This window comes from Nocardioides panacihumi (assembly GCF_039530925.1).
Lineage (GTDB): Bacteria > Actinomycetota > Actinomycetes > Propionibacteriales > Nocardioidaceae > Nocardioides > Nocardioides panacihumi.
Genome location: NZ_BAAAPB010000001.1, coordinates 130,884 through 155,540, shown reverse-complemented (window position 1 = coordinate 155,540; position 24,657 = coordinate 130,884). Strand labels below are relative to the sequence as shown.

Sequence of the window (24,657 nt, the reverse complement as noted above, 5' to 3'; positions counted from 1 at the left end):
TGTGAGTCCCTTTGAGGCCATTCATGACGCGGCTTGACCGATCCCGTTCGGGACGCCAGTCTCGGACCTCGCGGCGGGCCGGGATCGTCACTCCAGGCCCATCCGCACCAGTTGTTCTCGGGGAGATCGGGGTAGTGAAGATGAGGCGTGCGCTCTGGATCGCGGCTGCCACGCCGGTCGTCTGGCTGGCCGTCGGAGTCACCCTCGTCTCGGGCGACATGCCCGGGGCGGGTGGTCACGAGCTGAGTGCCTCCGGCGCGACCGGGCAGGAGCGGACGGCGGTCCCGATCCCGACGATGCGCGTGGTGACCGTGGCCCGCTTCCGGCACGGCGTCGATGGCTGGCGGGCGGGTGCCGGGTCGTCCGTACGCCACGTCGCACGCAGCGACGGCGCGCTCAGTGTGTCTCGTCGCCGTGGGCACGGTCGGGTCGGTGCGGTGGGGCCGAGGCTAGGTGCCCGGTCGGGTGAGGAGCTCGTCGCGAACGTCCGCCTGCGCGCGGTCGGCGGGCGCGAGCCGGTGACCGTCCAGCTCGTCGCGGACGGCCGCCGAGGGCGGCCGGTGCGGGCACAGGCGCGTGTCCAGGCCACCCGGGCCTGGCGCGAGGTCGCGGTGGTCACCTCGCCCGGGACGCAGGCCGTCCGGGTCCGGGTGCTCGCCGGCGGGCCCCGGCGTCCGGGGCACGTCCAGATCGACACCGCTCGCATCGTCGCGGTCACGCCTCAGGCGGCGACGACGGCGAGCACGGCGAGCACGGCGGATGCGGCGGATGCGGCCGGCGCGCCGACGGCGAGCCCGACCACCCCGGCCCCGACCAGTCCAGCGAGCACGACGACCCCGGGCACTCCGGCGGGCCCGGCCGCCCCGACCGCCCCGACCGACCCGGCGAGTGAGGCGACCACCCCGGGCTCCGCGACCTCGGGAGCGACCGGCGACTCCGTCCCGGCGGCCTGCCAGGGCCTGGACTACTCCCGACCGGACCAGGGCGAGCTGGACTGGGCCGACGAGTTCACCGGGACCACCGTGGACACGAGTCGCTGGCGGGTCCGAGACGGTGAGTCGCTGTCCTACGACCAGGCCCGCATCCGGGCGGGCAACGTCTCCGTCGCGGACGGCCTGCTCGACATCGAGGCGCGTCGCGAGGACGTCGCGGGCCGGCCGTACACCAGCGGCTACCTCGACACGATCGGCCTGTACGCGCGGCAGTGGGGGCGCTGGGAGGTGCGCGCGAAGCTGCCGACCGTGGTCGGTGCGTCGCGCGGCCTGTGGCCGGCGTTCTGGTTGCGTTCCGAGGGCTCGCCCGGTGAGATCGACGTCGCGGAGGCATGGGGCGAGCCGACCACCCGCCCCGGCTACCGCTCGGGCTCCTACCAGTGGACGGTGCACGAGGACACCAACTCGGCGCCGGGCACCGAACGTCGCTCCGGCTGGGGCACGCTGGTGGGTGCTCCGCCCGTCGCCGACGACTTCCACCTGTACGCCGTGGACTGGTCTCCGGACTGCCTGGTCTTCAGCATGGACCACCAGGTGGTCGGCACGGTGCGGCGATCCGACGCGCCCTGGATGACGGCGGCGCTGGCGGGCCCCGTGGACATCCGGCTCAACCTGCAGGTCGGTCAGGACTACTGGGGGTACGCCGACCCCACCGACGGCCTGCTGACGGCGCTGCCGGCGGGCCTCCTCGTCGACTACGTGCGGGTGTACCGGCCGCTCGGCGTGGACTGACCGCCGGAGCAGGCCGCGGGAAGTTGCGACCTCCCGCGTCATAGCCCGCACGTGCCCGGCTCTCCTGGCTGCCACGACCGTCGTGGCCCGGTCTCGCGACCGGTTCGGGACAGCGCGGGGGCACGACATGGCGGAGCATCGGCACGGAGGGGCGAGTCCGGAGGCCGGCCTCGGCACGGTCATGGTCACGGGCGGGGCGGGCTACATCGGCGCGCACGTCGTGGACCTGCTCCTCCGGGCGGGCGCCAGGGTCGTGGTGGTCGACGACATGAGCACCGGTAACGCCGATCGTCTGGCGAGCAGCGTGCCGGTGCTGGAGGTCGACCTGGCCGCGCCCGGCGCCACGGCGGCGCTCGTGAGCACCATGCGGCTGCACGGCGTCGAGGCGGCCGTCCACCTGGCCGGCCGCAAGCAGGTGGCCGAGTCGGTGGAGCGGCCGGCGTGGTACTACCGCCAGAACGTCGACGGCCTCCTGGCCCTGCACGACGCACTCTCGACGGCCGGCGTCGACCGACTGGTCTTCTCCTCCTCGGCAGCGGTCTACGGCGACGTCGCCACCGGGCCGGGCGGCGGGCGCGTGCGCGAGGACGCGGCCACGGTGCCGCTGTCGCCGTACGGGCAGACGAAGCTCGCGGGCGAGTGGCTCAACCGGGCGGCGTACGGCGCCTGGGGTCTGCGGGCCGTCAACCTGCGCTACTTCAACGTCGCCGGCGCCGCGCGCCCCGCGCTCGCCGACCACGGGGCCACGAACCTCATCCCGCTGGTCCTGACGGCCCTGGCACGGGGCGAGGAGCCACGGATCTTCGGCGACGACTACCCGACCCCCGACGGCACCTGCGTGCGCGACTTCATCGACGTGCGCGACCTCGCCGCGGCCCACGTCGCCGCCCTCGCCTACCTCGCGGGCGACAGGCGGCACGGCGAGGTGTTCAACGTCGGCACCGGGCGCGGCGCCTCGGTGGCCGAGGTGGTCGAGACCGTCGGCCGGGTGAGGGGCGTGGCGGCCGCGCCCGTCGTCGTCGGCCGACGTCCCGGCGATCCGGCCTGCGTGGTCGCGGACGTCACCCGGATCCACGACGCGATGGGCTGGCGGGCCGAGCGCTCCCTGCACGACATGGTCCGGTCGGCGTGGGCGGGCCACCGCTGATCCGATGAGCGACCTGACGACCCACCTGACCAGGAACCTGGCCGCGCACGGCGCGCCGCGCCGGTTCGCCGACCACGCACCCCACCGCAGCCGCCTGCTGATCGTGCCCGCGCGCGCCGGGCGCCGCCGCTCCCCGCTGCAGGAGGCGGTCAAGGCAGGCGCGGACCGTGCCCTGGCGAGCCTGCTGCTCCTCCTGCTCGCCGTGCCGATGCTGGCGGTGGCGCTGGCCGTCCGCCTCGACTCGGCGGGGCCGGTGATCTTCCGGCAGACGAGGGTCGGGCGGCACGGCCGCCACTTCTCCATCTACAAGTTCCGGTCGATGACGGTGGACGCCGAGGTCCGGCTGCACGGGCTACGCACCTTCAACGAGGCTGACGGGCCGATGTTCAAGATGCGCGAGGACCCGCGAGTGACGCGCGTCGGCCGCTTCATCCGGCGGACCTCCCTCGACGAGCTTCCCCAGCTGTGGAACGTGGTTCGCGGCGAGATGTCGCTCGTCGGCCCGCGTCCGGCACTGCCGGAGGAGGTCGCCAGCTACGACGCGCGGGAGCGGCGGCGGCTCGAGGTACGGCCCGGCATGACCGGGGCCTGGCAGGTCAGCGGTCGCTCACGGCTCGGGTGGGACGAGACGGTCGACCTGGACCTGGCCTACGTCGACGACTGGTCCCTGTGGGTCGACGTGGTGCTGCTGGCCCGCACGGTCGGCGCGGTGGTCAGCGGTGACGGTGCCGGCTGAGCGGCGCCTCACGACGTACGTCGTCAGGCGTCCGCGTCCACCCGGGGCGTGACGAGCCTGGCGTCGGACTCGGCCGACTTGCTCGGCAGCACGAACCGGTAGCCCACGTTGCGCACCGTGCCGATGAGCGTCTCGTTCTCGGGGCCGAGCTTCGCACGCAGGCGGCGGACGTGCACGTCGACCGTCCGGGTGCCGCCGAAGTAGTCGTAGCCCCAGACCTCCTGCAGCAGCTGCTGGCGGGAGAACACCCGGCCGGGGTGCTGGGCGAGGAACTTGAGGAGCTCGAACTCCTTGAACGTCAGGTCGAGGGGACGGCCGCTGATCTTGGCCGTGTACGTCGCGTCGTCGACGACGACCTCGCCGGACCGGATCACGTGCGACTCGGGGTCGGCCGCGTCGCGTTGGGCGCCGAGCCGACCGATCGAGAGCTTGATGCGCGCCTCGAGCTCGGCCGGGCCGCAGGTGTGCAGGACGACGTCGTCCATGCCCCAGTCGTGCGACACGACCGCGAGACCGCCCTCGGTCACGATGAGCAGGACGGGGACGTCGGTGCCGGTCGCCCGGATCAGGCGGCACAGGTCACGGGCGTGCGCGAGGTCCTGGCGACCGTCGACCAGCAGCAGGTCGGAGTCGGGCGCCTCGAGGAGCGCACTGCCCTCGGCGGGCAGGATCTTGACTGCGTGTCCGAGCAGCGAGAGGCCCGGCAGCACCTCGATCGAGGGCTGGAGTGCGCTGGTCAGGAGAAGAAGGGTGCTCATGACTCGACCTCCGGGTGGGACGGGAGCGGCGCGAGGAGCACCAAGACGCAACGCTGAGCCTCGGTGAGTTGATCGTCAGCGCATACTAGCGAAACCGACACGACACATGTCGGCGAACCGGACGGGATGAGATGGCGCAGATCCGCATCCGCTACTGGGCGGCGGCGAAGGCGGCCGCGGGCGCGGCCCAGGACCAGCTCGAGGTCGAGTCGTCGCTGCCGCTCGCCGAGGTGGTCCGCCGGGCGGTCGACCTGCACCCCGGCACCCGCCTGGCCGACGTGCTCCAGGTGTGCTCGGTGCTGGTCGACGACCGGCCCGTGAAACGGCTCGACCCGGCGACCGTGCTGGTCGAGCCGGGGCAGTCGGTGGAGTTCCTGCCGCCCTTCGCCGGCGGCTAGGTGACCTGCCGGTAACTTTTGCTTTCGGCCCCGTGTCCTGGGTGACGCAGGTCTCGTTGTGGTGCCTGGAAACGGGTCGTGATGGGAGCGACCCCGAGGCAGGGAGCAACAGGATGATCGTGTTTCGGAAGGCGGCGCTGAGCGTCGCCGGTCTCGCACTCACCATCGGCGGCCTGACGATGGTGACCGCGGTCGAGGCCCGTGCAGCCGCGCCGTGTGCCACGGAGAACCAGGCCGCCGGTGCGGCCCGCAACGAGGCCGCCCACCAGGCCGCGGCCTACGCCAAGGCGAAGCGGAAGCTCAAGAAGGCGAACCGGACCTACAACAAGCACCACACCCGGGCCAACCAGAAGAAGGTCCAGAAGGCACGGACGGCCAAGCGGCATGCCCAGGCTCACTACCGGGCGGCGCAGGCGCGCTACCGCTCGGCCGACGCCGCCGCGAGCCGCTGCAACGCCCGGGCCACCTCGCCCTCCCGGCCGGCCGGATCGGGCGACGTGACCAGCGCTCTCACCCAGGCCCTCGTCAAGCGGGGTGTCCCGCAGGCCGCGATCGATCAGCTCCAGCCCGCGCTCGGCCCGCTCGGTGACGCGATCGCCGGCACCCCGCTCGACCGGCTGCAGCCGGTGGTCGACCAGGTCGCCGCGGCCTTGGCGGGTGGCGTCGACCCGGGCCTGCTGGTCGGGGTGATCCACCAGGTCGCCGACGCGTTGACCCAGGCCGGCATCCCTGCCCGCACCGTGGCGGACGCGATCGAGCAGGCGGTGGCACAGATCCCGACAGACCCGTCGCAGATCCCGAGCGACCCGACCGGCCTGATCGACCAGGTCGTCGGCGCCGTGGAGAGCGCACTGGCCGGCACCCCGCTCGCCCAGCTCGACCCCGTGCTCGAGCAGATCCGCACGGGCCTCGACGGGCTTCTCGGCGGGGGTCTGCCGGGTCTGCCCGGTCTGCCCGGTCTGCCCGGTCTGCCCGGCCTGCCCGGCCTGCCCTCCTGACCGACCCGGCCCGATCCGCCGCACGTGAGGCGAGGCCGTCGCGCGATCCGCGCGGCGGCCTCGCTGCTTCCCGGGACGGGGCGGCGGTGCCGCAGGAATGCCGTCACGTGGGCACGACGTTGGGACCCACATGACCGGACTCTGGGTGGCCGTCGTCGCAGTCGCCGTCGCGCTGCTGTTCGGCACGTTCCGTGCCCTGACCGACGGACGGTTCCGTGGCACGCACACGGTCCGCGGTGTCGCGGCGCCCACGCCCGAGCGTCACGAGCCTCACGAGCCCGCGCCGGCCGAGGACCCGTCACCGGCGGGCGAGACAGCCTGGTCGCAGCTCGGTCCCGCCGCCGGGGCCCACGGGTTGGGGGAGCGGGCGACGCTGGTCCAGTTCTCGAGCGCGTTCTGCGCACCGTGCCGGGTCACCCGTCGCGTGCTGTCGGAGGTCGCGGACGTCGTGCCGGGCATCGTCCACGTGGAGATCGACGCGGAGCACCACCTCGACGTCGTACGTCGCCTGGGCATCCTGCGTACGCCGACCACGCTGGTGCTCGACGCCGCCGGCCGGGAGATCGCGCGGGCCGCCGGCGCGCCCCGCAAGGAGCAGGTCCTCACCGCTCTGCCGGTGTGACGCCCGCGTCCCAAAAAATGAGACGACCATCCGAAATATGAGACACCGAGTTGGGGCCTCCCGGCGTCGGTCCTAGGGTTGCCACATGTCCTCGACCATGCTGACCAAGCGCCGCGCAGTGGATCACTGCCGCGTGCGCTCGTCGCTGTGTCGAATGTCGGCCTGAGCTAGCAACCTGCCCCAGCCGATCACCCGGCCGCCGTCGTGCGGCCCGAGGAGAGCCATGTCCACCCAGCAGACCGCTGGTCCAGCCACGAGCGCCCACCCGGGCGTCGAGGGCGGCATCGACCCGCGCGGCCCGCAGTTCAACGCGGCCGTCACGGTGGTGGTGCTCGTCGTCATCCTCGCCACCGCGGGCGGTGTCGTCGGCACCGTCCTCACGGCCGTCCAGACCGCGCTCTTCGTCTGGGGTGCGGCGGCCGGCGTCACGAAGACCCCGCACGCGGAGGTCTTCCGGTCGCTCGTCCGGCCGCGGCTGTCGAGCCCCGACCACCTCGAGGACCCGGCGCCGCCGCGGTTCGCGCAGGCGGTCGGCGCTGTGTTCACCGGCGTCGCCCTGCTCGCCTTCCTGGCCGGCGCCACCACTGTCGGCGAGATCGCGATCGGTCTCGCGCTGGTGGCGGCCACGCTCAACGCGGTCTTCAGGTTCTGCCTGGGCTGCGAGATCTACCTGCTCATCAAGCGCTTCACCCACTGAAGAACTCCACACCCGCGATGCACCGCGCCACGGCGCACCGAGAAGACAGCGCCACGGCGCACACGAAAGGGAAAACACATGAGCCGCGAGAACTCCCTCGTCTCCGCCCAGTGGGTGGAGGAGCACCTGGATGACCCGAAGGTCGTCCTGGTCGAGGTCGACGAGGACACCTCGTCCTACGACAAGGGCCACATCAAGGGCGCCATCAAGCTCGACTGGACCACGGAGCTGCAGGACCAGGTCCGCCGCGACTTCGTCAACAAGCAGCAGTTTGAGGCACTGCTCTCGGGCAAGGGCGTCGCGAACGACGACACCGTCGTGCTCTACGGCGGCAACAACAACTGGTTCGCGGCCTACGCCTACTGGTACTTCAAGCTCTACGGCCACCAGGACGTCAAGCTCCTCGACGGCGGCCGCAAGAAGTGGGAGCTCGACAGCCGCGAGCTGACCGACGAGAAGCCGAGCCGCGCCGAGACGTCGTACACGGCTCAGGAGCAGGACCTCTCGATCCGCGCCTTCCGCGACGAGACGGTCGAGGCGATCGGCGTGAAGAACCTCGTCGACGTGCGCAGCCCCGACGAGTACGCCGGCCGGCTGCTCGCCCCGGCCCACCTGCCGCAGGAGCAGGCCCAGCGTGCGGGTCACATCCCGACCGCTGCGAACGTCCCGTGGAGCAAGGCGGCCAACGACGACGGCACCTTCAAGTCCGACGACGACCTGAAGCAGATCTACAGCGAGGCCGGTGTCGACTGGAGCAAGGACACCATCGCCTACTGCCGCATCGGCGAGCGCAGCTCGCACACCTGGTTCGTGCTCAAGGAGCTGCTGGGCCAGGAGAACGTCAAGAACTACGACGGCTCGTGGACCGAGTACGGCTCCCTCGTCGGCGTACCCGTCGCTCTCGGTGACGAGAGGGGTGAGGCCTGATGTGCGGCGCGACCGAGGGCGGCCTGAGCCTGGCCGGCGTCGACGTCGCCAAGGAGGCGATCATCCAGGGCCAGGTCGTGCGCGACGGCAGCCCGGTCGGCGGCGCATACGTCCGGCTGCTCGACCGCACCGGTGAGTTCACCGCGGAGGTCCCGACCAGCGCGACCGGCCACTTCCGGTTCTTCGCAGGTGACGGCCAGTGGACGCTGCGCACGCTCGCCCCGAAGGTCGACCCCGTCGACCGGCTGGTGCAGGCGTCCGTCGGCAACGTCGCCGAGGTCCAGATCGCTCTCTGACGTCGCCGACCCTTCGAAGCCCGCCCGGGATCCCGGGCGGGCTTCGTCGTCCCTCGGGGCCGACCGCAGCGGCAATCGAACACCAGTTCTAACATGGGAGCATGGCCACGCCGCTCCCGACCTTCGTGTGGACGGACGTGACCGGGTCGTGGGCGAACCCGCAGCCGGGGATCCTGCTCGCCTGGCGGCAGGTCCAGCGCGACGCGAGGTGGCACTGGGAGGGCTGGGTGATCTCCGCATGGTCCGGCGGTGCGCCGGCGCACGGCGAGAAGGTCTACGTGCACCAGGCGTGGACCGATGCCGCGCACATCCGCATCGCCGATGCGCCGCGGCCGCAACCCGATCTGTCGCGCCACCGGCCGGCCCACCACGGCCGCTCCGGGCTCGCCTGAGAGCAGCCGCTGGCCTAGACCAGCGAGCGTGACGAACACCACTCCGACGTCGTGGGCTGAGCGTGGGTTATCGGCAGTCCATCGAACGATCCAAGGAATTTCGCGCAAAGCCTGCGGGCCCCTGGGGGCCCATGGTTGGGTTTGCGCTTGGACGTGTCGCTCGCTCGGCGAGTCGCGGGACTAGAACCTAGAACAAGGGGACATGTGGGATGAAGAAGCTGATCGCGAGCGCGTTCATGGCGGTGCTCATGACGACCGGAGTGGTTGCTCAGGGGGGTCCGGCTGCCAACGCGGTCACGTCGGCGTCGTACGGGCCGGCCCGTCCGAACCCGAAGCCCATCATCGACCGGGTCAACCACCTCATCAAGATCCACAAGATGTCGCACGCACGCGGCACGAAGTACATCCAGAAGCTGCGTGAGTACAAGGCCGTCGGTGCGATCTCCCAGGCCCGTTTCGACCGGCTCAAGAAGCGCATCCGCACTGCGGAGAAGCACTACCGCCGCTGACGCGTGAACGGATGGGCCCCCGGTCTGCCGACCGGGGGCCTTTCTCGTCCCTGACCTCAGCTGTTCGATCCGCGGTGTGGAAGTGAGAAACGTGCGGGTTCACCACCCCCGGCGCCTGGCCCTGTGCTCGGTCGCCGCCATTGTCGTCGCGATCGTCGCGTACGCCGGCTGGCTGGTCTGGGACTCCGGCAGAGCCCTGGCCGCCGCCGCCGACGACGCCCGGGCCGCCAAGGCGGCCGTGTCCGCTGCCGACCCGGCGGCGGCGTCGCGCGCGCTCGACGACTTCAGCAGCCATGCCTCGACGGCGGCCCACCGGACCGACTCGCCGGTCTGGTCGCTCCTGACGAAGCTGCCGGCCATCGGCGACGACGCCGAGGGCGTCCGCGCGGTGAGCCAGGCGGCCGACGCGCTCGGTGCGGGTGGCCTCGACGGGCTGGCCCGCTCGGTCGGCGACATGGACGCGTTCGTGCCGCACGACGGCACCGTGGACGTCCAGGCGGTCGAGCGGCTGCAGCAGCCCGTGGCCGACGTGCACCGGGCGCTCGCGGCGGCGCGCGTCGCGCTGTCGCGGCAGGACCCGCGCGGGTTCGTCGGGCCGCTGCGCACGAAGTACCTGGACCTCCAGCGCCAGATCGCCTCCGCGGACGACGCCCTGACCGCGGCGGACCGCACCCTGCGCGTCCTGCCGGTGATGCTGGGCGCGGACGGCCCACGCAGCTACCTCCTCGTCATGCAGAACAACGCCGAGATCCGGGCCACCGGCGGCCTCCCGGGCTCGGTCTCGCTCATCCGTGCCGACAAGGGTCGGATCAGCATGGTGAAGCAGGCCACCGGCACCGCCCTCGGACACGCGCCGGCGCCGGTGCTGCCGCTCACGGCTGCGGAGCGGACGCTCTTCGGTGACAACCTCGGGCGCTACTTCCTCGACGGCAACCTCACGCCCGACTTCCCGCGCAGCGCCGCCCTCTGGAAGGCCCGCTGGCAGCAGGTCGAGGGCGGCGAGGTGGACGGTGTCGTCTCCGTCGACACGGTGACGCTGTCCTACCTCCTGCGCGCGCTCGGCCCGATCACCGTCGACGGGGTCCGGCTGACCGGTGACAACGTCGTCGACGAACTGCTCCACAACGCCTACGTGCGCATCGCCGCGCCGGCCGACCAGGACGTGTTCTTCCGTGACGTCGCGGTGGCCGTGTTCGACCGCCTCACGTCGTTCGGCGGATCGCGCAGCGACCTGGTCGACGCCCTGCGCCGCGGCGCGACCGAGCGGCGCGTCCTCGTCCACGACTTCGACCCCGCCGTCCAGGGCGAGCTCGCCGGCACCGCCGTCGCGGGCGAGCTGACGACGACCAGCACCCGCAGCCCGCAGGTCGGGATCTACTTCGCCGACGGCACGCTCGGGAAGATGTCCTACTACCTGCGCTACGGCGCCCGGGTGACGGCGACCTCGTGCCAGGGCGGCGTGCAGAGCATGTCGGGCCGCCTGACGGTGCGCTCGACCGCGCCGAAGGACGCGAAGGCGGCGCTGCCGGAGTACGTCCTCGGGTACGGCGTGCCGGCCGAGTCGCTGGGCAGCCAGCTGGTCGTCGTACAGATCTTCGCGCCGGAGGGTGGCAAGTTCGCCAACTTCGACACGAACGGCCTCGACTTCGACCAGACTGATGCCGACTTCGAGGGCCGCCCGGTCCGGACGCTGTGGGTGCTGCTCAAGCCGGGCGAGGTCAAGGACCTGAGCTGGACGATGACGTCCGGCCCGGGACAGACCGGTGCAGGACGCCTGTCCGTCACGCCCTCGATCGAGGCCGGCAGCAAGTCAATGAGCATGCCGTCGGCATGCTGAGGAAGTCGCTCGGAGCAGCGGATCCTCTCGGGAAGCCCGAGGTTCAAGGCCTCGGTAGGAACTGGAGCAACAGGTGGAACTGAGCGACTATCTCAAGGTCGTACGTCGGCGTTGGGTGTCGATCGTCGTGGTCGCTGTCGTGTGCACGGTCGCCTCGGTGGGACTCACGCTCGCGCAGGCGAAGGAGTATGCCTCCAGCGCGCGCCTCTTCGTCTCGACGTCGGACACCGACACGAGCGTCCTCAACCAGGGCGGCCAGTTCTCACTCGCGCGTGTGCAGTCGTACGCCGACCTCCTCTCCAGCCGTGAGCTCGCCTCCACCGTCATCGACGAGCTGGCGCTCGACCTCACCCCGGACGAGCTCGCCGACAAGGTCGCGTCCAAGGTCGCGACGAACACGGTCAACCTGACCCTGACCGTCACCGACCCTGACGCGCACCAGGCGCAGCGGATCGCCCAGGCCTACGCCGAGAACCTCTCCGACATGGTGCGCCAGCTCGAGACCCCGCCGGGTCAGTCCGTGGCGCCGATCAAGGCCACGATCGTCGACAACGCGTCCTTCTCCGATGCCCCCGTCTCGCCGAAGCCGATCCGCAACGTCGCGCTCGGGATCGTGCTCGGTCTGCTGGTCGGCTTCGGTGTCGCGCTCGTGCGACAGATGCTGGACACGCGGGTGCGCTCCGCCGAGGACGTCGAGCAGGTGGCGGACAAGCCGGTGCTCGGTGCGATCGGCCACGACGCGGCCGACAAGGCGTCGACCCTGCTCAGCGACCTGCCGCCCCACTCGCCACGCGCGGAGGCCTTCCGGGTCCTGCGGACGAACCTGCAGTTCGTCGACGTGGACAGCCCGAGCAAGATCTTCGTCTTCACGTCGGCCGTGCCCGAGGAGGGCAAGACGACGACGTCGCTCAACCTGGCGATCAGCCTCGCCCAGACGGGCATCCGGACGCTGCTCATCGAGGGCGACCTGCGCCGGCCGCGCGCCGCGAAGGCGCTCGGCTTCGACGGCGCCGTCGGCGTCACCAGCGTGCTCGTCGGCAAGGTGAAGCTCGAGGACGCGCTCCAGCACGACGAGCGGACCGCGCTCGACTTCCTCGCCGCCGGCCCCGTGCCGCCGAACCCGGCCGACCTGCTCCAGTCGAAGGCCATGAAGGACCTCCTTGCCGGCCTGCGCGAGGTGTACGACATCGTCATCATCGACGCGCCGCCCCTGCTCCCGGTCACGGACGCCGCCCTGCTCGCGACGCACGCCGACGGCGCGATCCTCGTGATCCGCCACGGCAAGGTGACCCGCGAGCAGCTGAAGCTGAGCACCCAGCGCCTCTCGCAGGTCGACGCACGGCTCGTGGGCGTCGTGCTCAACATGGTGCCCAGCAAGGACCAGAGCTACGGCTACGGGTACGGCTACGCGCCCGAGCAGGCGGATGTCGTGGACCAGAGCGGCGAGTCGGCTACTCGCCTCCCTGCAAGGGCCTGAGGGCTTCGCGGTGGACTTCGCCTACATAGCGCTCGGCCTCTGTGGCGGCGTTGTCCTCGTGATCTGGGCGTCGCTGCGTCGAACGCCATCGAAGGCGCCGAAGACATTCGTCGCGTTCGTCACCGCCCTCACGTTCAGCTCTCTGATGCCCGGCGCCCTCTCGCTTCCCATCCAAGCGATGGGAGTCGTCGGAGCTTTGGCCGCGTGGGCGTCTCAGGACCGTGAGGAGCGTCCTACGGGGTGCGTAGTGCCCATGGTCTTCCTGATCACGTGCTACTGGAGCGCGCTGCTCTTGCTGCCGAACGTGCCCGGTCTGAATGTCGGCATGCTCGGCATTCGGAAGTCGATGCTGGCCCTCTGGGGCATCGTCCTTGGCGCGTCGATAGCAAGGGCCAAGGTCCAGTCCGCGTGGCGCTGGACGTCAGGGCTGCTCGCGGCCGGCATGGTGATATCGATTGCGCTCCAATTGTTCCTGCCCGACCTAGCATCGCGCGTCGCAGGAAGTACACAAGCGGATCAATACACGGGCCAGATCGACGGCATCGTTCGGATGCACGGCATCTTCGCGGGTCCATTCCATGCCGCGCTGTGCGGAATCACGTTGGTCGGGATCGGTGTCGCCGTGTCCAGGGAAGCTCGAAGAACCGGCTTGCTCTTCATCGCGCTTGGCGCCACGGGCATCTACCTGACGCAAGTTCGCACCGCATACGTCGCAGTCGCGATGATCGTGCTTGCCTTTGTTCTGTTGTCGCAATCGTTCTCGAGCCTGGCCCGACGGATCCTTGTCTGCGGCGTGGCGGCGGTGGGCGCGCTGGTGTTGGCTTTCAAACTTGACGCAGGCTTTGTAGGAACCCTGGATTCGATCCGTCACTTCTCACAGGACAATCGCTTCGAAGGTCGGCTTCCTGGATGGCATGAGGGCCTACTCATGTTTCGCGAGTCACCGCTGTTCGGGTGGGGCCCAGGTGCCGCTGGCGATGTCATGGACTTGTACTTCCCGGCCCCGCTTAGGCACGTCACGTCGCACAACATCCTTCTTAAGTTCGTGGTCGAGGGCGGCGTCATTGGCTTGGCCATGTTCCTCATCGTGCTCGCGTTGGCATGGCGGCACCTGGAGTTCGGAACAACGCGGGGCTTGACAGGCGGCTTGGTCCTCGTTGGTCTCATGGGGCTCGGCTTGACCGGGTCTGCCATCGAGACGCTGCCCGTGTCTTACTTGCTGTTCGTGCTCGTTGGACTGGGTCTGACCCGTAGATCAGGCAGAGAAGCGCGCTCCGCGGCGCGGAAGATTCAGACCGATGTCAGTGACGGAACTGTGATGGCAAGGTGAGCTCAGAGATGCACGAGGTTCGGCAGAGTTCGAGCGGACGCGTCGAATTTCTTGACGGAATCCGGGGCCTCGCAGCCCTCCTAGTGGTGATCGGGCATGCGATTGAGGCTGGAAACTTTGCCAATCACGGGGGCCAGCAGTGGCTCAACTTCGGCCGGGTGGGCATCGTCGCGTTCTTCATGGTCAGCGGCTACGTCGTCGCCCTAAGTCTCGATAGGCAAACGGTTCGGGTGTTCTGGATCAGAAGATTCTGGCGCTTGTATCCAACCTACTGGATCTGCGTATGTATCTGGATCGCGTGCGATTGGAAGCAGTGGAGCGGCCGTTACGAGTTGGATCTTCCGACCATTGTCATCAACATAACCATGCTCCAAGGATTTGTTGGCCTGACGTCCATCCTCTTCCCGGCATGGACGCTCGGTAACGAGCTCGTCTTCTACGCCCAACAATCCTTGTCGCGGAGGTTCGTGCCTCTGTCAAAGGCCGTTCATTTTGGATGGTGCTGGCTTGCGTTCTTCGGTGTACTCGCGGTCATTACGAATCTGTCGAAGCATGACTTCGATGCGGTCGCGCCGCTCTGCATATTCACGGCTTCGATCGGGTATGCATTTTACCTTCGCGACTCACGCGGCAGCAGAGTCTGGATGCCATATCTCGCGGCCGGCCTGCTCTTGGTGCCGCTATTGGGTGCCGTCTTGCAGTGGCCGGGTGTGTTCGTCGACTCGCGAGGATGGAATGTGTGGTCGTTCGACTTCGCGTATGTGGTTGGTATCGGGCTGTTCGTACTGCTCTACAGCCTGAGGGCGCTGGCAATGCCTCGACTTGTTTCCTGGTTGGGCGATATCAGCTACGTGTTGTACCTAGTGCACGCGATTGTGTTCTTGCTGCTGGAGCGTGCAGGCGTCGGCGGCATCTGGTTGGCGCTGGTAGGAGTGCCGCTTGCCCTTGTTGTGGCTGCGTACGGGCGGCGATTGATCGACCGGCGTTTCCAGGACATCGGTCGTTCGCTTTCGATGCGCAGGCATGAGGGGGCAGCGCTTGCCGAGGCCGTAGCCCCGTGACACGCGGTCGCAGCGGGATCCGCCCCGATGGCCGACTTCGGCGCGCAGTAGCTTCTCCGGTCATTCTGCCGTTCTCAAAGATGGGCAGCATGATTCTCCCGTTCGTCGTCGCGCCGCTGATCGCGCGCGACCTCGGGCCCGCGGAGCGTGGGCTGTACGGATCCGCGATCGCAGGTCTCGCGCTCGCGCCGGTCCTGTTCGGGATGGGGCTGCCCCTCGCCGTGCGACGAGAAGCCGCGCGGGGCGATGGCGGGGCTGCGATTCGGACCGCGATGTGGATCTGTGCCGCCATGCTGCTGCCCGCTGTAGGCATCGGCTTCCTCGTGGCGCGCCATATGCTTCCGGGCCTGACATCGGTCGGGATCGCGGCCTTCGCGATCGCGTGCGGATCGGCGGTGCTCCAGACGTTCGGCCTCTGCTTGCAGGGCTGCCTCGTGATCGAGCATCGCTACGCCGCGATCGCCGTGGTGCAGATCGCGCAGTCGGCAACCATGTCGTTGGGTGCGGCAGGGCTCTGGTTCGCCGATCGAATGACCGTCGCATCACTCCTGGTCGTCTTCGTGGCAAGCATCCTCGCAACGGTCATCGCTGCTGCCGCAGCGGCTCGCGTCTCCCTGCGAGGGGCCCGTGCCAGGCCCCAACCATTGCTGGTCGAGAGCGTCTCCTATGCCGGCAGCCAGATCGCGGAGACAGGGAGCAACACGCTCATCCCGCTGCTCGCTGTGCTCGTCATCGGAGGCCGCGAGAGTGGCTACCTGGCGGTCGCCATGACCATCGCGTCGCTCGCAGCGGTCCTCGCCAACACGCTGGGCGTTCTCGGCTATCGCGACGCGGCGACCCGGACCGGCGTGGAGCTGGCCGAGTTCTGCGCCCTCATCGTGAGGATCTCGTTGGCCTCCGCAGGATTGTTCGCACTGGCGATGGCCTGCCTCACGCCCCTCCTCATCTCGACCCTGTTCGGGGAGGAGTACCGGCCGGCGATCGGTCCAGCGCTCGTCGCGGTCGCCGGCTCGATCCTCTACGTCCTGAACTTCGCGACGTCCCAGCTTCTCGCAGCCCAGGGACGGGGGTGGTCGATGACGGCAGCCCAGGTCGGCGGCCTCGTCGTCGGCGTCACGGTCTTCGCTGCTGGCGCAGGCTGGGCGGGGGCACTGTGGGGGGCGATCGCGGTCCTCATCTGCCGGGTCGTCACAGCGGTGGCTTGTCTGCGCAGCCTGCCTCGAGGTGCGAGCAGCTTCATCCCGAGACTGAATGACCTCCCCGTGGCCGCCCGCGCGTACGTGCGCGGCCTGCCCGCTGACGCATAAGGAGACAACCGTGCGAACGGCGCCCAACGCTGTGATGGCCTTTCCCATCCACGGACACAGGAAGTTCCGCTCCGAGGGATACCGCACGCGCGACGGCCACATGATCGAGTGGATGAGCAAGCTGCTCGATCCGTCCCAAGCGGTCGTCGAGGTGTTCAGTCGTCCTGAGCCCGTGGTCAAGACCGTTCTCGACCGCGTCCGCGCACGACCTCGCGCCAACGACCTGACCGGCGTGGAGTACGTCGATCCGGTGACGCTGCGTCTGCCGGCGCTGAACGACCGGTTCCGTTGGTGGGATGACTCCTTGCGTTGCTTCCCCGAGCGTGCGCGCGAGGCGGACGGCCGACCGGTGGTCGTCTGGAACCCGATGCTCGGGCGCTCATCGTGGTGGCCGCGACTGTCGGCGTCCGCTGCGCACGTCCACCTCGACCTTCTCGACGACTGGACGGTGCACTACGCGTTCCGGAACCTGCGGGCGGAAGTCGAGGAGTCCTACGGTCGGATGTTCGCCTCAGCGGCGACCATCACGGCCAACTCCGAGGGGACGCTGGCCCTCGCACAGCGCTTCGGCAGGTCGGACGCGCGATTGCTCCCGAACGGAGTCGACCCGGAGCGGTTCGATCTCCAGAGCCGGGCGAGCGGGCCTTTCACGGTCGGCTACGTCGGCAAGATCGGCGAGAGACTCGACCTGGAGCTGATCGCCGATGCTGCGCGCACGAATCCGGCCGTGAGGTTCGTCTTCGCAGGTCCCGTGCTCGACGGCGAGTTCCGGAGCTTCCACCAGACCTTCCCGAACATCGAGTGGCTCGGCGACGTCCACTACGAGGACATGCCGGACCTGCTCCGCAGCTTCGATGTGGGCTGGGTCCCGCACCGGGTCGGCGCCGGAGAGGTCGGCGGCGACGTCATCAAGACCTACGAGTACCGGGCGGCTGGTCTGCCTGTCCTCAGCACTCCGATCATCGGGATCGGCGACCGCGGCTTCTCCGCGGTCACGGTTCTCCCTTCGTCCGAGCACGCCGGATGGCTCAAGGACGCATCCCGTCTCGAGGACCGGGCTCAGCGTGTCCCGGAGGACTTCCCCCAGGACGTCACGTGGCGCTGGAAGACCGCTGAAGTGCTGCGCGCTGTCGGACTGCCTGTCTGAGTCGAGCCGTCACCGCCTGCGCCGCCCGTTCTGGCCGGTGAGCGTTCAGCGGAGCTGATCGACCAGCGCCTGCTCGTAACGCCCGCACACCAGATCCCACGTGAACGCCCCACGCGCGCGCGTCTCGGCGGCGAAGGACAGCTCGTCCTGCCGGGCGCGGTCGGTCATCAGGTCCTGGACGCCGTCAACGATCGCCTCGGGCGTCGGGGCGACGTACACGCCGGCTTCGCGCAGGACCTCCCGGTTGAAGACCGTGTCGCGCGCGACGGTCGGCGCTCCGAGCGCCATCGCCTGGACGAGCGCAGGGTTGGTGCCGCCGACGCTGTGGCCGTGGAAGTAGGCGCCGGCGTGCTGCCAGAGCGAGTGCAGGCGGTCGTCGTTCGCGACGTGGCCGAGCCACTGGATGTTCGGCCGGCGCGACGCCAGCTCGGCGGCCTGCTGGTCGAGCTCGCCGCCGTACCCGCTGGAGCCGACGATGACGACCGGCCACTCGGTGCTCAGCTTCTCGGCGGCCAGGAGGAACTCGGGGATCGTGTTCTCCGGCACGAAGCGCGCGACGGCGAGGACGTATCCGCGGTGCTCGAGGCCGGGCTCGACCGGGAGCTCGTCGCGGAAGCGGCCGCCGTACGGGATGTAGACCCCGTCGCGCCCGAACTCGTTGCGCCAGTAGTCGCCGATCCCGTGGGCGTCGTAGACGAGGGTGTCGGCGTGCCGGGCGGTGAGGAGGGCGCCTCGGTAGAAGACCTTGCGGGCCGTCGAGCCCCACTTGTCGCGGTCCCACTCGATGCCGTCGACGTTGACGACGGTCGGGATCCCGGCCCTCTTCAGGAGGGGCAGGAAGTAGCCGTTGGCGACGTTCATGACGAGCGCGACGTCGGGCCGCTTGATGCGCGCGTGCACGCTCGCGGTCAGTCCGTACGTGAGGGTGCTCAGCGACTTGTAGTCGAGGCCCGGCGTCGTCCGGCTCACGACCCCGGTGCCGTTCAGCGGGTCCTCGGGCTTGATGGCCTTCTTCCGGCCGTAGACGGTGACGTCCCACCCGTGCTCGACGAGGTATGGCGCCAGCTCGCGTACGGCGGTCTCGAAGCCTCCGTAGTAGCTCGGAAATCCTCGCGTGCCGATGATGGCGACCGACCGACCCACGAGTACCTCATCCCGACGTGAACATGCGCGCCGAGCGTAGGTCGGGTGAGGCCGCGAGGTAGGTGTTTCAGGTGAAATGTAGGCGTTCCGTGGCCCGCCGCTGCCTTTGTGTCACCGTCGGTGGAAGTCGTTGAGGCAGCCGCAGCGCACCTCGTCGCTGTCGTACACGACCTGGAGCCGCTCGGAGCAGCCGCGCCGGAGGCGGAGGCGGGGGCCGTGACCGCAGGCGGGACAGGCGTCGACCTCTCCGATCGCAGGGTCGCGGAGGGATGGCGTGTGACGACCCACCATCGCCTTGACCTCGGTCAGTGTCATGAGCCTGCCCTTCCCCTCGTCGCGATCATCGTCCTTCGACCGCGCCGGCTCTTCATGCCCCAATTGAGGTATGAGCGGACGAGCGCGGCCCGACGCGAGGGGATCAGGATGTCTGAGCCTGGCGGGTCGGGACGGGCAGCCCGCGGCTCCTCGCGTCGAGCACCTCCCAGGATCGCTCGAGGTCCCTGCGGAGATCAGGGGCGTCGACGGTGGCCGACAGGAGCAGCCCGGCCTCGTACTTCCGCGCGGAGTCCGCGGCCTGCGGGCTGTCGAGAATGCGGAACAGGTCGGTCGGGATCACGTCGCGCAGCGCGGCGACGAAGTCCTGTGAGCGGGCACGGGCCGCCCGGGTGCTGCCGCACTCGTAGGCGTATGCCGTCAGCGGCTGCTCGCCACGCTCGACGTCGGCGTCCGGTTCCGCGACCACGAGCCCCCATCGTGCCGAGTCGGCGGCGCCGATCGGTCCGGCCCACAGGATCCGATCGAGCGGCACGTGCGTCAGCGGTCCGTAGTACTTCTCCGAGATCGGGCTGAAGGAGCGGGCATAGATGCTCCGTCGGGTCAGGAACACGCCCTCGACCCGCTGCTCGTCGATGCGGTCGTACAGCTCGTGCCGGAGCAGACCGTCCTGCTCGGCTTGCGGGAACTCGCCCGCGGTGGCTTCGCGCCACACCTCCGTATCGACCGGCCGGATCCTCTCGGCGGACTTCGTCGTCAACCAGCTCACGGTCTGACCTCCCAGCCTCTACGACTACTGCGCAGCGGCCCGAAACGGGCACGGAGTGAACGTCGCACGGCCGCCGACCGCATCGAGCGGCGAGCGGAAGGAATCCCCGGAACGGGGGATCGACCAGTGAGCCGTGGGAAGCCCCAGTGCTGGCCTCGTGTGGCCGGTCGCCGCGTCCTAGCGCTGGTGGGCGGCGAGCTGCGCGGCGGTGGGCTGCGGGTTGCCGTACAGGAAGCTGCTGGAGGAGACCGCCCACCGCTGCCGGGTCCACGACGCGGCCGGGGCGCCGGCGTCGGTGGCGGGCGCCCAGTAGTCGTCGCGGTTGCAGTCCAACCTCAGGTGGCTGCGCGCGAGGTCGCTCGCGGTCGCCTTGGTGCCGCATCCGTTGCTGTAGGTCTGGCCGGCGGTGGCGGTGTCGTAGCAGAGCAGGTCCCAGCAGTCCGTGGGATGCAGCGGGTTCACGCTGCTGTCGTGCGGAGCGGACGCCGTCATCGCGCCGAGCGAGTGCGTCATCTCGTGGGCGATGAGCTGGGCGGGGTAGACCGTGTCGGCGACGTCGCGGCCGCCGAGGAAGACCCAGGAGGAGTCGACGTACGAGAAGGACGTGTAGTTGGCGAGGTTGTCGCGGGTCGGCGTCTCGTCCCCGCGGCCGTCCCCGGAGCCCGCGCCCGCGGCGAGATCCTCGCTGATCCCGGCCCACGACGGAGCGTACGACGGCGACGACTGCAGGATGACGAGGTACTTGCGGTTGGGCCGGTCGTAGCCGTGCGCCAGCAGCCAGTCGGTGACGGTGCCCGGCCCGAACGGAGTGGGGGAGGACGACCCCGGCCAGGTGCGGCCGGTGTCGTAGACCGACGCAGGCACCCTCACGGGCCGTACGTCGGGCTGGCAGCGCGACGTGGTGACGAATCGCGGCGCCAGCGACCGTGCGAACAGGTCGCGCTGGTTGCGGAGGTATCGCCCGGCGGAGGCCGCATACACCGACTGCGCGCCCCGGACCGAGAGACGCACGGTCCGCAACCGGGTGGCGAGCCTGCTCGGCCGGTTGTCGGGGTAGACCCACAGCACCTGCCAGGCCGAGGCGGCGGTGCCGCCCGCGCGGGAGTCGGCCTGGTAGCAGGCCGCGGGGAAGTAGGGGTAGACCCACTCGGCGCCCTGCGCGCCGCTGGGACGGTTCCACCACGGGCGCCTGCCGTGCTGGCGGGTGAACGCACGGTAGGGCCTCTTGAAGAGCCTGTTGAGCCGGGCCTGCTGGCGCGGGCCGGTCCGCGCCGCCGTACGGGCTCCGGCGCGGGCTGTGCGTGGCAGGGCGGGCTCCGCGGCCAGGGCGGGGACGCCTTCGCCTGCGGCGCGAGCGGGCGCCGGGGCGGCTGGCGCCGCTGACACCCCGCCACCGACCTCGCTCGAACCCGCGACGACCGTCAGCGGCAGGGCGGCGAGCATCAGCGCCGTACGGCGACCGACGCGAATGCTCATGCACCTACAGTCGGAAGTCGCCCCCCGATGCTGAATGACCTCGATCGGGTAATTTCCCCGTGGCCGTGCGGCCAGGCCGGCCCCCCCGATCGCGTCCGGAGACGCAGATCGGGCCGTCCGAGCAGTGCTCGAACGACCCGATCGGTGCGTCGCAGTCAGCTCGCGGCGTTGATCATCCCCGCGCCGACGGTGACGCCCGTGGCCTCGTCGATGAGGATGAACGACCCGGTCGTGCGGTTCTTCGAGTACGGGTCGACCAGCAGCGGCACGGTCGTGCGCAGCTGGATCCGGCCGATCTCGTTGAGACCGAGCTCCTTGGTCTCGCTGTCGCGGTGCAGCGTGTTGACGTCGAGGCGGTACTGCACGTCCTTGACCAGCGCACGCGCCGACCGGGTGGTGTGCTTGATCGCCAGCTTCTGGCGCGGCCGCAGCGGCGTCGTGGTCATCCAGCAGACCATCGCGTCGATGTCCTGGCTCGGCCTGGGAGCGTTGTTGACACGGGCGAGCATGTCGCCACGGGAGACGTCGACGTCGTCCTCGAGCCGGACGGTCACCGCCATCGGCGGGAACGCCTCGGTGACCTCCTTGTCGAACAGGTCGATGCCGGCGATCCGCGACGTCATCCCGGACGGCAGTACGACGACCTCGTCGCCCGGCTTCAGGACGCCTCCGGCCACCAGGCCGGCGTACCCGCGGTAGTCGTGGTGCTCGTCGGACTTCGGCCGGATGACGTACTGCACCGGGAACCGCACGTCGACCAGGTCGCGGTCGGACGCCACGTGGACGTTCTCGAGGTGGTGCATGAGCGTGGGACCGGAGTACCACTTCATGTTCTCCGAGCGCTCGACGACGTTGTCGCCCTGCAGCGCGGAGATCGGGATGACCTCCAGGTCCGGCACGTTGAGCTTCGTCGCGAACTGGGTGAAGTCGGCCGCGATCTGGTCGTAGATCTCCTGGTCGTAGTCGACGAGGTCCATCTTGTTGATCGCCAGCACGAGGTGCGGCACGCGGAGCAGCGAGAGCAGCACCGCGTGACGACGCGACTGCTCGGTCATGCCGTGCCGCGCGTCGACCAGCACGAGGCCGAGGTCGGCGGTGGAGGCGCCGGTGACCATGTTGCGGGTGTACTGCACGTGGCCCGGGGTGTCGGCGATGATGAACTTGCGCTTCGGCGTGGCGAAGTAGCGGTAGGCGACGTCGATCGTGATGCCCTGCTCGCGCTCGCTGCGCAGGCCGTCGGTCAGCAGCGACAGGTCGGTGTAGTCGTGCCCCTTGGCCTCACTCGTGGCCTCCACGGCCGCGAGCTGGTCCTCGAAGATCGCCTTGGAGTCGAGCAGCAGACGCCCGATGAGCGTCGACTTGCCGTCGTCGACCGAGCCGGCGGTCGCGAATCGGAGCAGATCCATCTTGGTGGCCATCAGAAGTAGCCCTCCTTCTTCCGGTCCTCCATGGCCGCCTCGCTGAAGCGGTCGTCGCCACGAGTGGCACCGCGCTCGGTCACCCGGGCCACGGCCACCTCCTCGATGATCTCCTGCACCGTGCTCGCACCCGACTCGACGCAGCCGGTCAGGGTCAGGTCGCCGACGGTGCGGAACCTGACCGTGCGCTCCTCGGCGACCTCGCCGGGGCGGCAGGGGTTGAACTCGGACTCCGTCAGCAGCATGCCGTCGCGCTCGAACACGCGACGCCGGTGGGAGAAGTAGATGTCCGGGATCTCGATGCCCTCACGGCCGATGTAGTCCCAGATGTCGAGCTCGGTCCAGTTCGAGATCGGGAAGATCCGCATGTGCTCGCCCTCGTGCAGGCGGCCGTTGTAGAGCGACCACAGCTCCGGGCGCTGGTTCTTCGGGTCCCACTGGCCGAACTCGTCGCGGTGGGAGTAGACGCGCTCCTTGGCGCGGGCCTTCTCCTCGTCGCGTCGACCGCCGCCGAAGGCGGCCGTGAAGCCACCCTCCTCCAGCGCGTTGAGCAGCGTGCCGATCTGGAGGCGGTTGCGCGACGTCTTGCCGTCGTCGACGACGATGCCGTCCGCGATCGCCTGCTCGACGCTCGCGACGATCAGCCGCACGCCCAGCCGGTTGACCCAGTTGTCACGGGTCGTGATCACCTCGGGGAAGTCGTAACCGGTGTCGACCTGCAGCACGGGGAACGGGATCTTCGCGGGGTAGAACGCCTTCTCGGCCAGGCGCATCATCACGATGCTGTCCTTGCCGCCGGAGAACATCAGCACCGGCTTCTCGAACTCAGCGGCGACCTCACGGAAGATGTGGATCGATTCCGCCTCCAGCTGGTCCAGCTGGCTCAGCCGATAGTCGGGGTGGGTCTGGGTCATGGCTTCCCTTCAAATTGGACGCAGCACTGTGGGTCCAGCCCGCGAGGGCAGCCCTCATCGTAGACGGGGGTGCCGCGTCAGCCGAACCCGTGCCAGAGCGTGGGCGGTACGCCGACGGGTTCGTGTGGTGAGGGCTTGGCATCGCATTCGAACAGGTGTACGGTTGGCGTCGATCGTCAGTCACTCCGGTGGCTCCACCTCCACGTCGATCAGCAGACCGTTCTCCTCTGTCCGTGTCGTGCATCCGTGGAGTCCTGATGAGTGTTGTGAACCCCGAGCCACCTGGTCGGCCTGTGGCGTCGCGGGTGGCGGGGGTGCATCGGTTCCTGGGTCGGTTGCACGAGGTGCTGGACGGGGTGCTGGACGGGGGCGAGGTCGATCGGTTGTGGGCGCTGTCGCCGGAGCAGCTGGGTGAGTGCCTGCGTGAGGCCTATGCCGCGGTGGCGCGGCTGGAGCAGCTCGCCCTGGCTCTGGTGGCCCAGGCGGACCGGTGCGATCTGGCCGCCTACGACGGTGAGACCAGCCTGGTCGCCTGGCTCCGCGACCGGACCCGACTCGCACCTGGTGTCGCGAAACGGCAGATCACGCTGGCTCGGGGGTTGGAGGAGCATCCGTTGACCCGGACAGCGCTCGCGAGCGGCGCGTTCCCGGCCGCCTCCGCCACGGTCATCCTCGCCGCGGTCGAGGCCCTGCCCGACCAGGTCGACGGTGGCGTTCGGGCTCAGGCCGAGGAGTACCTGGCCGGGCAGGCCCACACCCACGACACCCACACCCTGCGCCGGCTGGCCGACCACCTCGAGGAGGTCATCGACCCCGACGGCGCCGACGCCCGCCTCGCCGACCAGCTGGCCCGCGCCGAGGCCCGCGCCGCCCGCACCACCTTCTTGAACCTCACTCATGACGAGGTCACCGCGACCACCACCGGCAGCTTCCGCATCCCCCTGCTCGACGGGGTCCGACTCCAACGCATGCTCGGGGCACTCCTCAACCCCGGCCGACCCGACCCCATCCCGGCCGACGACTCCGCCACCGGCGTCAGGTTGTCGGCCGAGGAACGACGTGGGCACGCCCTCATCGAGCTCCTCAACCGGATCCCCGCCGGCCGACTGCCCCAGACCGGCGGCTGCCAGCCCACCGTCGTGGTCACCATGGACCTGCAGACCCTGCTCGGCGACCTCCGGGCCGCCCACCTCGACACCGGCCAGGCCATCAGCCCCGGCCAGGCCCGCCGCCTCGCCGCCCGCCACGGACTCATCCCCGCCGTCCTCGGCACCCACAGCGAGGTCCTCGACCTGGGCCGC

At 69.9% G+C, this 24,657-nt stretch carries 25 protein-coding genes; 18 read left to right on the top strand and 7 right to left on the bottom strand.

Annotation, left to right across the window (positions count from 1 at the left end; genetic code table 11):
• Positions 1-140: 140 nt before the first annotated feature.
• From ABD205_RS00800 to ABD205_RS00790, 3 genes are all read left to right on the top strand, one after another.
• Complete coding sequence (locus ABD205_RS00800; RefSeq protein WP_344041403.1) at positions 141-1,724, top strand: glycoside hydrolase family 16 protein; 1,584 nt, start codon at positions 141-143, stop codon at positions 1,722-1,724.
• Between the two features lie 127 nt (positions 1,725-1,851).
• On the top strand, positions 1,852-2,871 hold the full coding sequence (gene galE / locus ABD205_RS00795) for a UDP-glucose 4-epimerase GalE (protein WP_344041401.1): 1,020 nt from the start codon (positions 1,852-1,854) through the stop codon (positions 2,869-2,871).
• Between the two features lie 4 nt (positions 2,872-2,875).
• Positions 2,876-3,607 carry a sugar transferase gene (locus ABD205_RS00790; RefSeq protein ID WP_344041399.1) on the top strand — a complete coding sequence of 244 codons (732 nt, stop codon included), beginning with the start codon at positions 2,876-2,878 and terminating at the stop codon, positions 3,605-3,607.
• Positions 3,608-3,630: 23 nt separating this feature from the next.
• Here ABD205_RS00790 and ABD205_RS00785 read toward each other — a convergent pair whose 3' ends face one another.
• On the bottom strand, positions 3,631-4,365 hold the full coding sequence (locus ABD205_RS00785) for a response regulator transcription factor (RefSeq protein WP_344041397.1): 735 nt from the start codon (positions 4,363-4,365) through the stop codon (positions 3,631-3,633).
• 131 nt (positions 4,366-4,496) lie between these two features.
• On the opposite strand from ABD205_RS00785, the gene ABD205_RS00780 reads away from it, so the two are divergent.
• The 14 genes from ABD205_RS00780 (at position 4,497) to ABD205_RS00715 (ending at position 17,363) form a co-directional block, all read left to right on the top strand.
• Positions 4,497-4,763 carry a MoaD/ThiS family protein gene (locus tag ABD205_RS00780; RefSeq protein ID WP_344041395.1) on the top strand — a complete coding sequence of 89 codons (267 nt, stop codon included), beginning with the start codon at positions 4,497-4,499 and terminating at the stop codon, positions 4,761-4,763.
• A gap of 113 nt (positions 4,764-4,876) precedes the next feature.
• Entirely contained in the window at positions 4,877-5,761 is an 885-nt protein-coding gene (locus tag ABD205_RS00775; RefSeq protein ID WP_344041393.1) for a hypothetical protein, read from the top strand.
• Between the two features lie 130 nt (positions 5,762-5,891).
• The gene (locus ABD205_RS00770) at positions 5,892-6,383 is read left to right on the top strand and encodes a thioredoxin family protein (protein WP_344041391.1); all 492 of its coding nucleotides are present in this window, start codon (positions 5,892-5,894) and stop codon (positions 6,381-6,383) included.
• Positions 6,384-6,606: 223 nt separating this feature from the next.
• Entirely contained in the window at positions 6,607-7,080 is a 474-nt protein-coding gene (locus ABD205_RS00765; RefSeq protein ID WP_344041389.1) for a DUF4395 domain-containing protein, read from the top strand.
• A 78-nt stretch (positions 7,081-7,158) separates the two neighbouring features.
• A complete protein-coding gene (locus tag ABD205_RS00760) occupies positions 7,159-8,007 on the top strand; it encodes a sulfurtransferase (RefSeq protein WP_344041387.1) in 849 nt (282 codons plus the stop codon).
• Positions 8,007-8,303 (top strand): DUF1416 domain-containing protein, encoded by a 297-nt coding sequence (locus ABD205_RS00755; protein ID WP_344041385.1) that lies wholly within the window; start codon positions 8,007-8,009, stop codon positions 8,301-8,303. Before ABD205_RS00760 ends, ABD205_RS00755 begins: the two co-directional genes overlap by 1 nt.
• A gap of 101 nt (positions 8,304-8,404) precedes the next feature.
• Entirely contained in the window at positions 8,405-8,695 is a 291-nt protein-coding gene (locus tag ABD205_RS00750) for a hypothetical protein (protein WP_344041383.1), read from the top strand.
• Between the two features lie 209 nt (positions 8,696-8,904).
• Positions 8,905-9,204, top strand: a complete 300-nt coding sequence (locus ABD205_RS00745) for a hypothetical protein (RefSeq protein ID WP_344041381.1) — start codon at positions 8,905-8,907, stop codon at positions 9,202-9,204.
• Positions 9,205-9,295: 91 nt separating this feature from the next.
• The gene (locus ABD205_RS00740; RefSeq protein WP_344041379.1) at positions 9,296-11,041 is read left to right on the top strand and encodes a DUF4012 domain-containing protein; all 1,746 of its coding nucleotides are present in this window, start codon (positions 9,296-9,298) and stop codon (positions 11,039-11,041) included.
• Positions 11,042-11,114: 73 nt separating this feature from the next.
• Complete coding sequence (locus ABD205_RS00735) at positions 11,115-12,518, top strand: tyrosine-protein kinase domain-containing protein (RefSeq protein ID WP_344041377.1); 1,404 nt, start codon at positions 11,115-11,117, stop codon at positions 12,516-12,518.
• Positions 12,519-12,528: 10 nt separating this feature from the next.
• The gene (locus ABD205_RS00730; protein ID WP_344041375.1) at positions 12,529-13,848 is read left to right on the top strand and encodes an O-antigen ligase family protein; all 1,320 of its coding nucleotides are present in this window, start codon (positions 12,529-12,531) and stop codon (positions 13,846-13,848) included.
• Entirely contained in the window at positions 13,845-14,909 is a 1,065-nt protein-coding gene (locus tag ABD205_RS00725; RefSeq protein ID WP_344041373.1) for an acyltransferase family protein, read from the top strand. Before ABD205_RS00730 ends, ABD205_RS00725 begins: the two co-directional genes overlap by 4 nt.
• An 80-nt stretch (positions 14,910-14,989) precedes the next feature.
• Positions 14,990-16,216 (top strand): lipopolysaccharide biosynthesis protein, encoded by a 1,227-nt coding sequence (locus ABD205_RS00720; RefSeq protein ID WP_344041371.1) that lies wholly within the window; start codon positions 14,990-14,992, stop codon positions 16,214-16,216.
• A gap of 112 nt (positions 16,217-16,328) precedes the next feature.
• The gene (locus ABD205_RS00715) at positions 16,329-17,363 is read left to right on the top strand and encodes a glycosyltransferase (protein ID WP_344041369.1); all 1,035 of its coding nucleotides are present in this window, start codon (positions 16,329-16,331) and stop codon (positions 17,361-17,363) included.
• Positions 17,364-17,408: 45 nt separating this feature from the next.
• Here ABD205_RS00715 and ABD205_RS00710 read toward each other — a convergent pair whose 3' ends face one another.
• The 6 genes from ABD205_RS00710 to cysD all read right to left on the bottom strand — a co-directional run bounded on the left by ABD205_RS00710 (position 17,409) and on the right by cysD (position 23,356).
• A complete protein-coding gene (locus ABD205_RS00710) occupies positions 17,409-18,506 on the bottom strand; it encodes a glycosyltransferase (RefSeq protein ID WP_344041367.1) in 1,098 nt (365 codons plus the stop codon).
• Positions 18,507-18,617: 111 nt separating this feature from the next.
• Positions 18,618-18,821 carry a hypothetical protein gene (locus ABD205_RS00705; RefSeq protein ID WP_344041365.1) on the bottom strand — a complete coding sequence of 68 codons (204 nt, stop codon included), beginning with the start codon at positions 18,819-18,821 and terminating at the stop codon, positions 18,618-18,620.
• A 103-nt stretch (positions 18,822-18,924) separates the two neighbouring features.
• Positions 18,925-19,548: a hypothetical protein gene (locus ABD205_RS00700; RefSeq protein WP_344041363.1), complete on the bottom strand. Its 624-nt coding sequence runs from the start codon at positions 19,546-19,548 to the stop codon at positions 18,925-18,927.
• A gap of 177 nt (positions 19,549-19,725) precedes the next feature.
• Positions 19,726-21,024, bottom strand: a complete 1,299-nt coding sequence (locus tag ABD205_RS00695) for a hypothetical protein (protein WP_344041361.1) — start codon at positions 21,022-21,024, stop codon at positions 19,726-19,728.
• Between the two features lie 155 nt (positions 21,025-21,179).
• Complete coding sequence (gene cysN / locus ABD205_RS00690; protein WP_344041359.1) at positions 21,180-22,442, bottom strand: sulfate adenylyltransferase subunit CysN; 1,263 nt, start codon at positions 22,440-22,442, stop codon at positions 21,180-21,182.
• Positions 22,442-23,356, bottom strand: coding sequence for a sulfate adenylyltransferase subunit CysD (gene cysD, locus ABD205_RS00685; RefSeq protein ID WP_344041358.1), 915 nt, complete (start codon positions 23,354-23,356; stop codon positions 22,442-22,444). Before cysD ends, cysN begins: the two co-directional genes overlap by 1 nt.
• A 314-nt stretch (positions 23,357-23,670) precedes the next feature.
• Here cysD and ABD205_RS00680 point away from each other — a divergent pair.
• The coding region (locus ABD205_RS00680) for a DUF222 domain-containing protein (RefSeq protein WP_344041356.1) at positions 23,671-24,657 on the top strand (987 nt) is incomplete at its 3' end.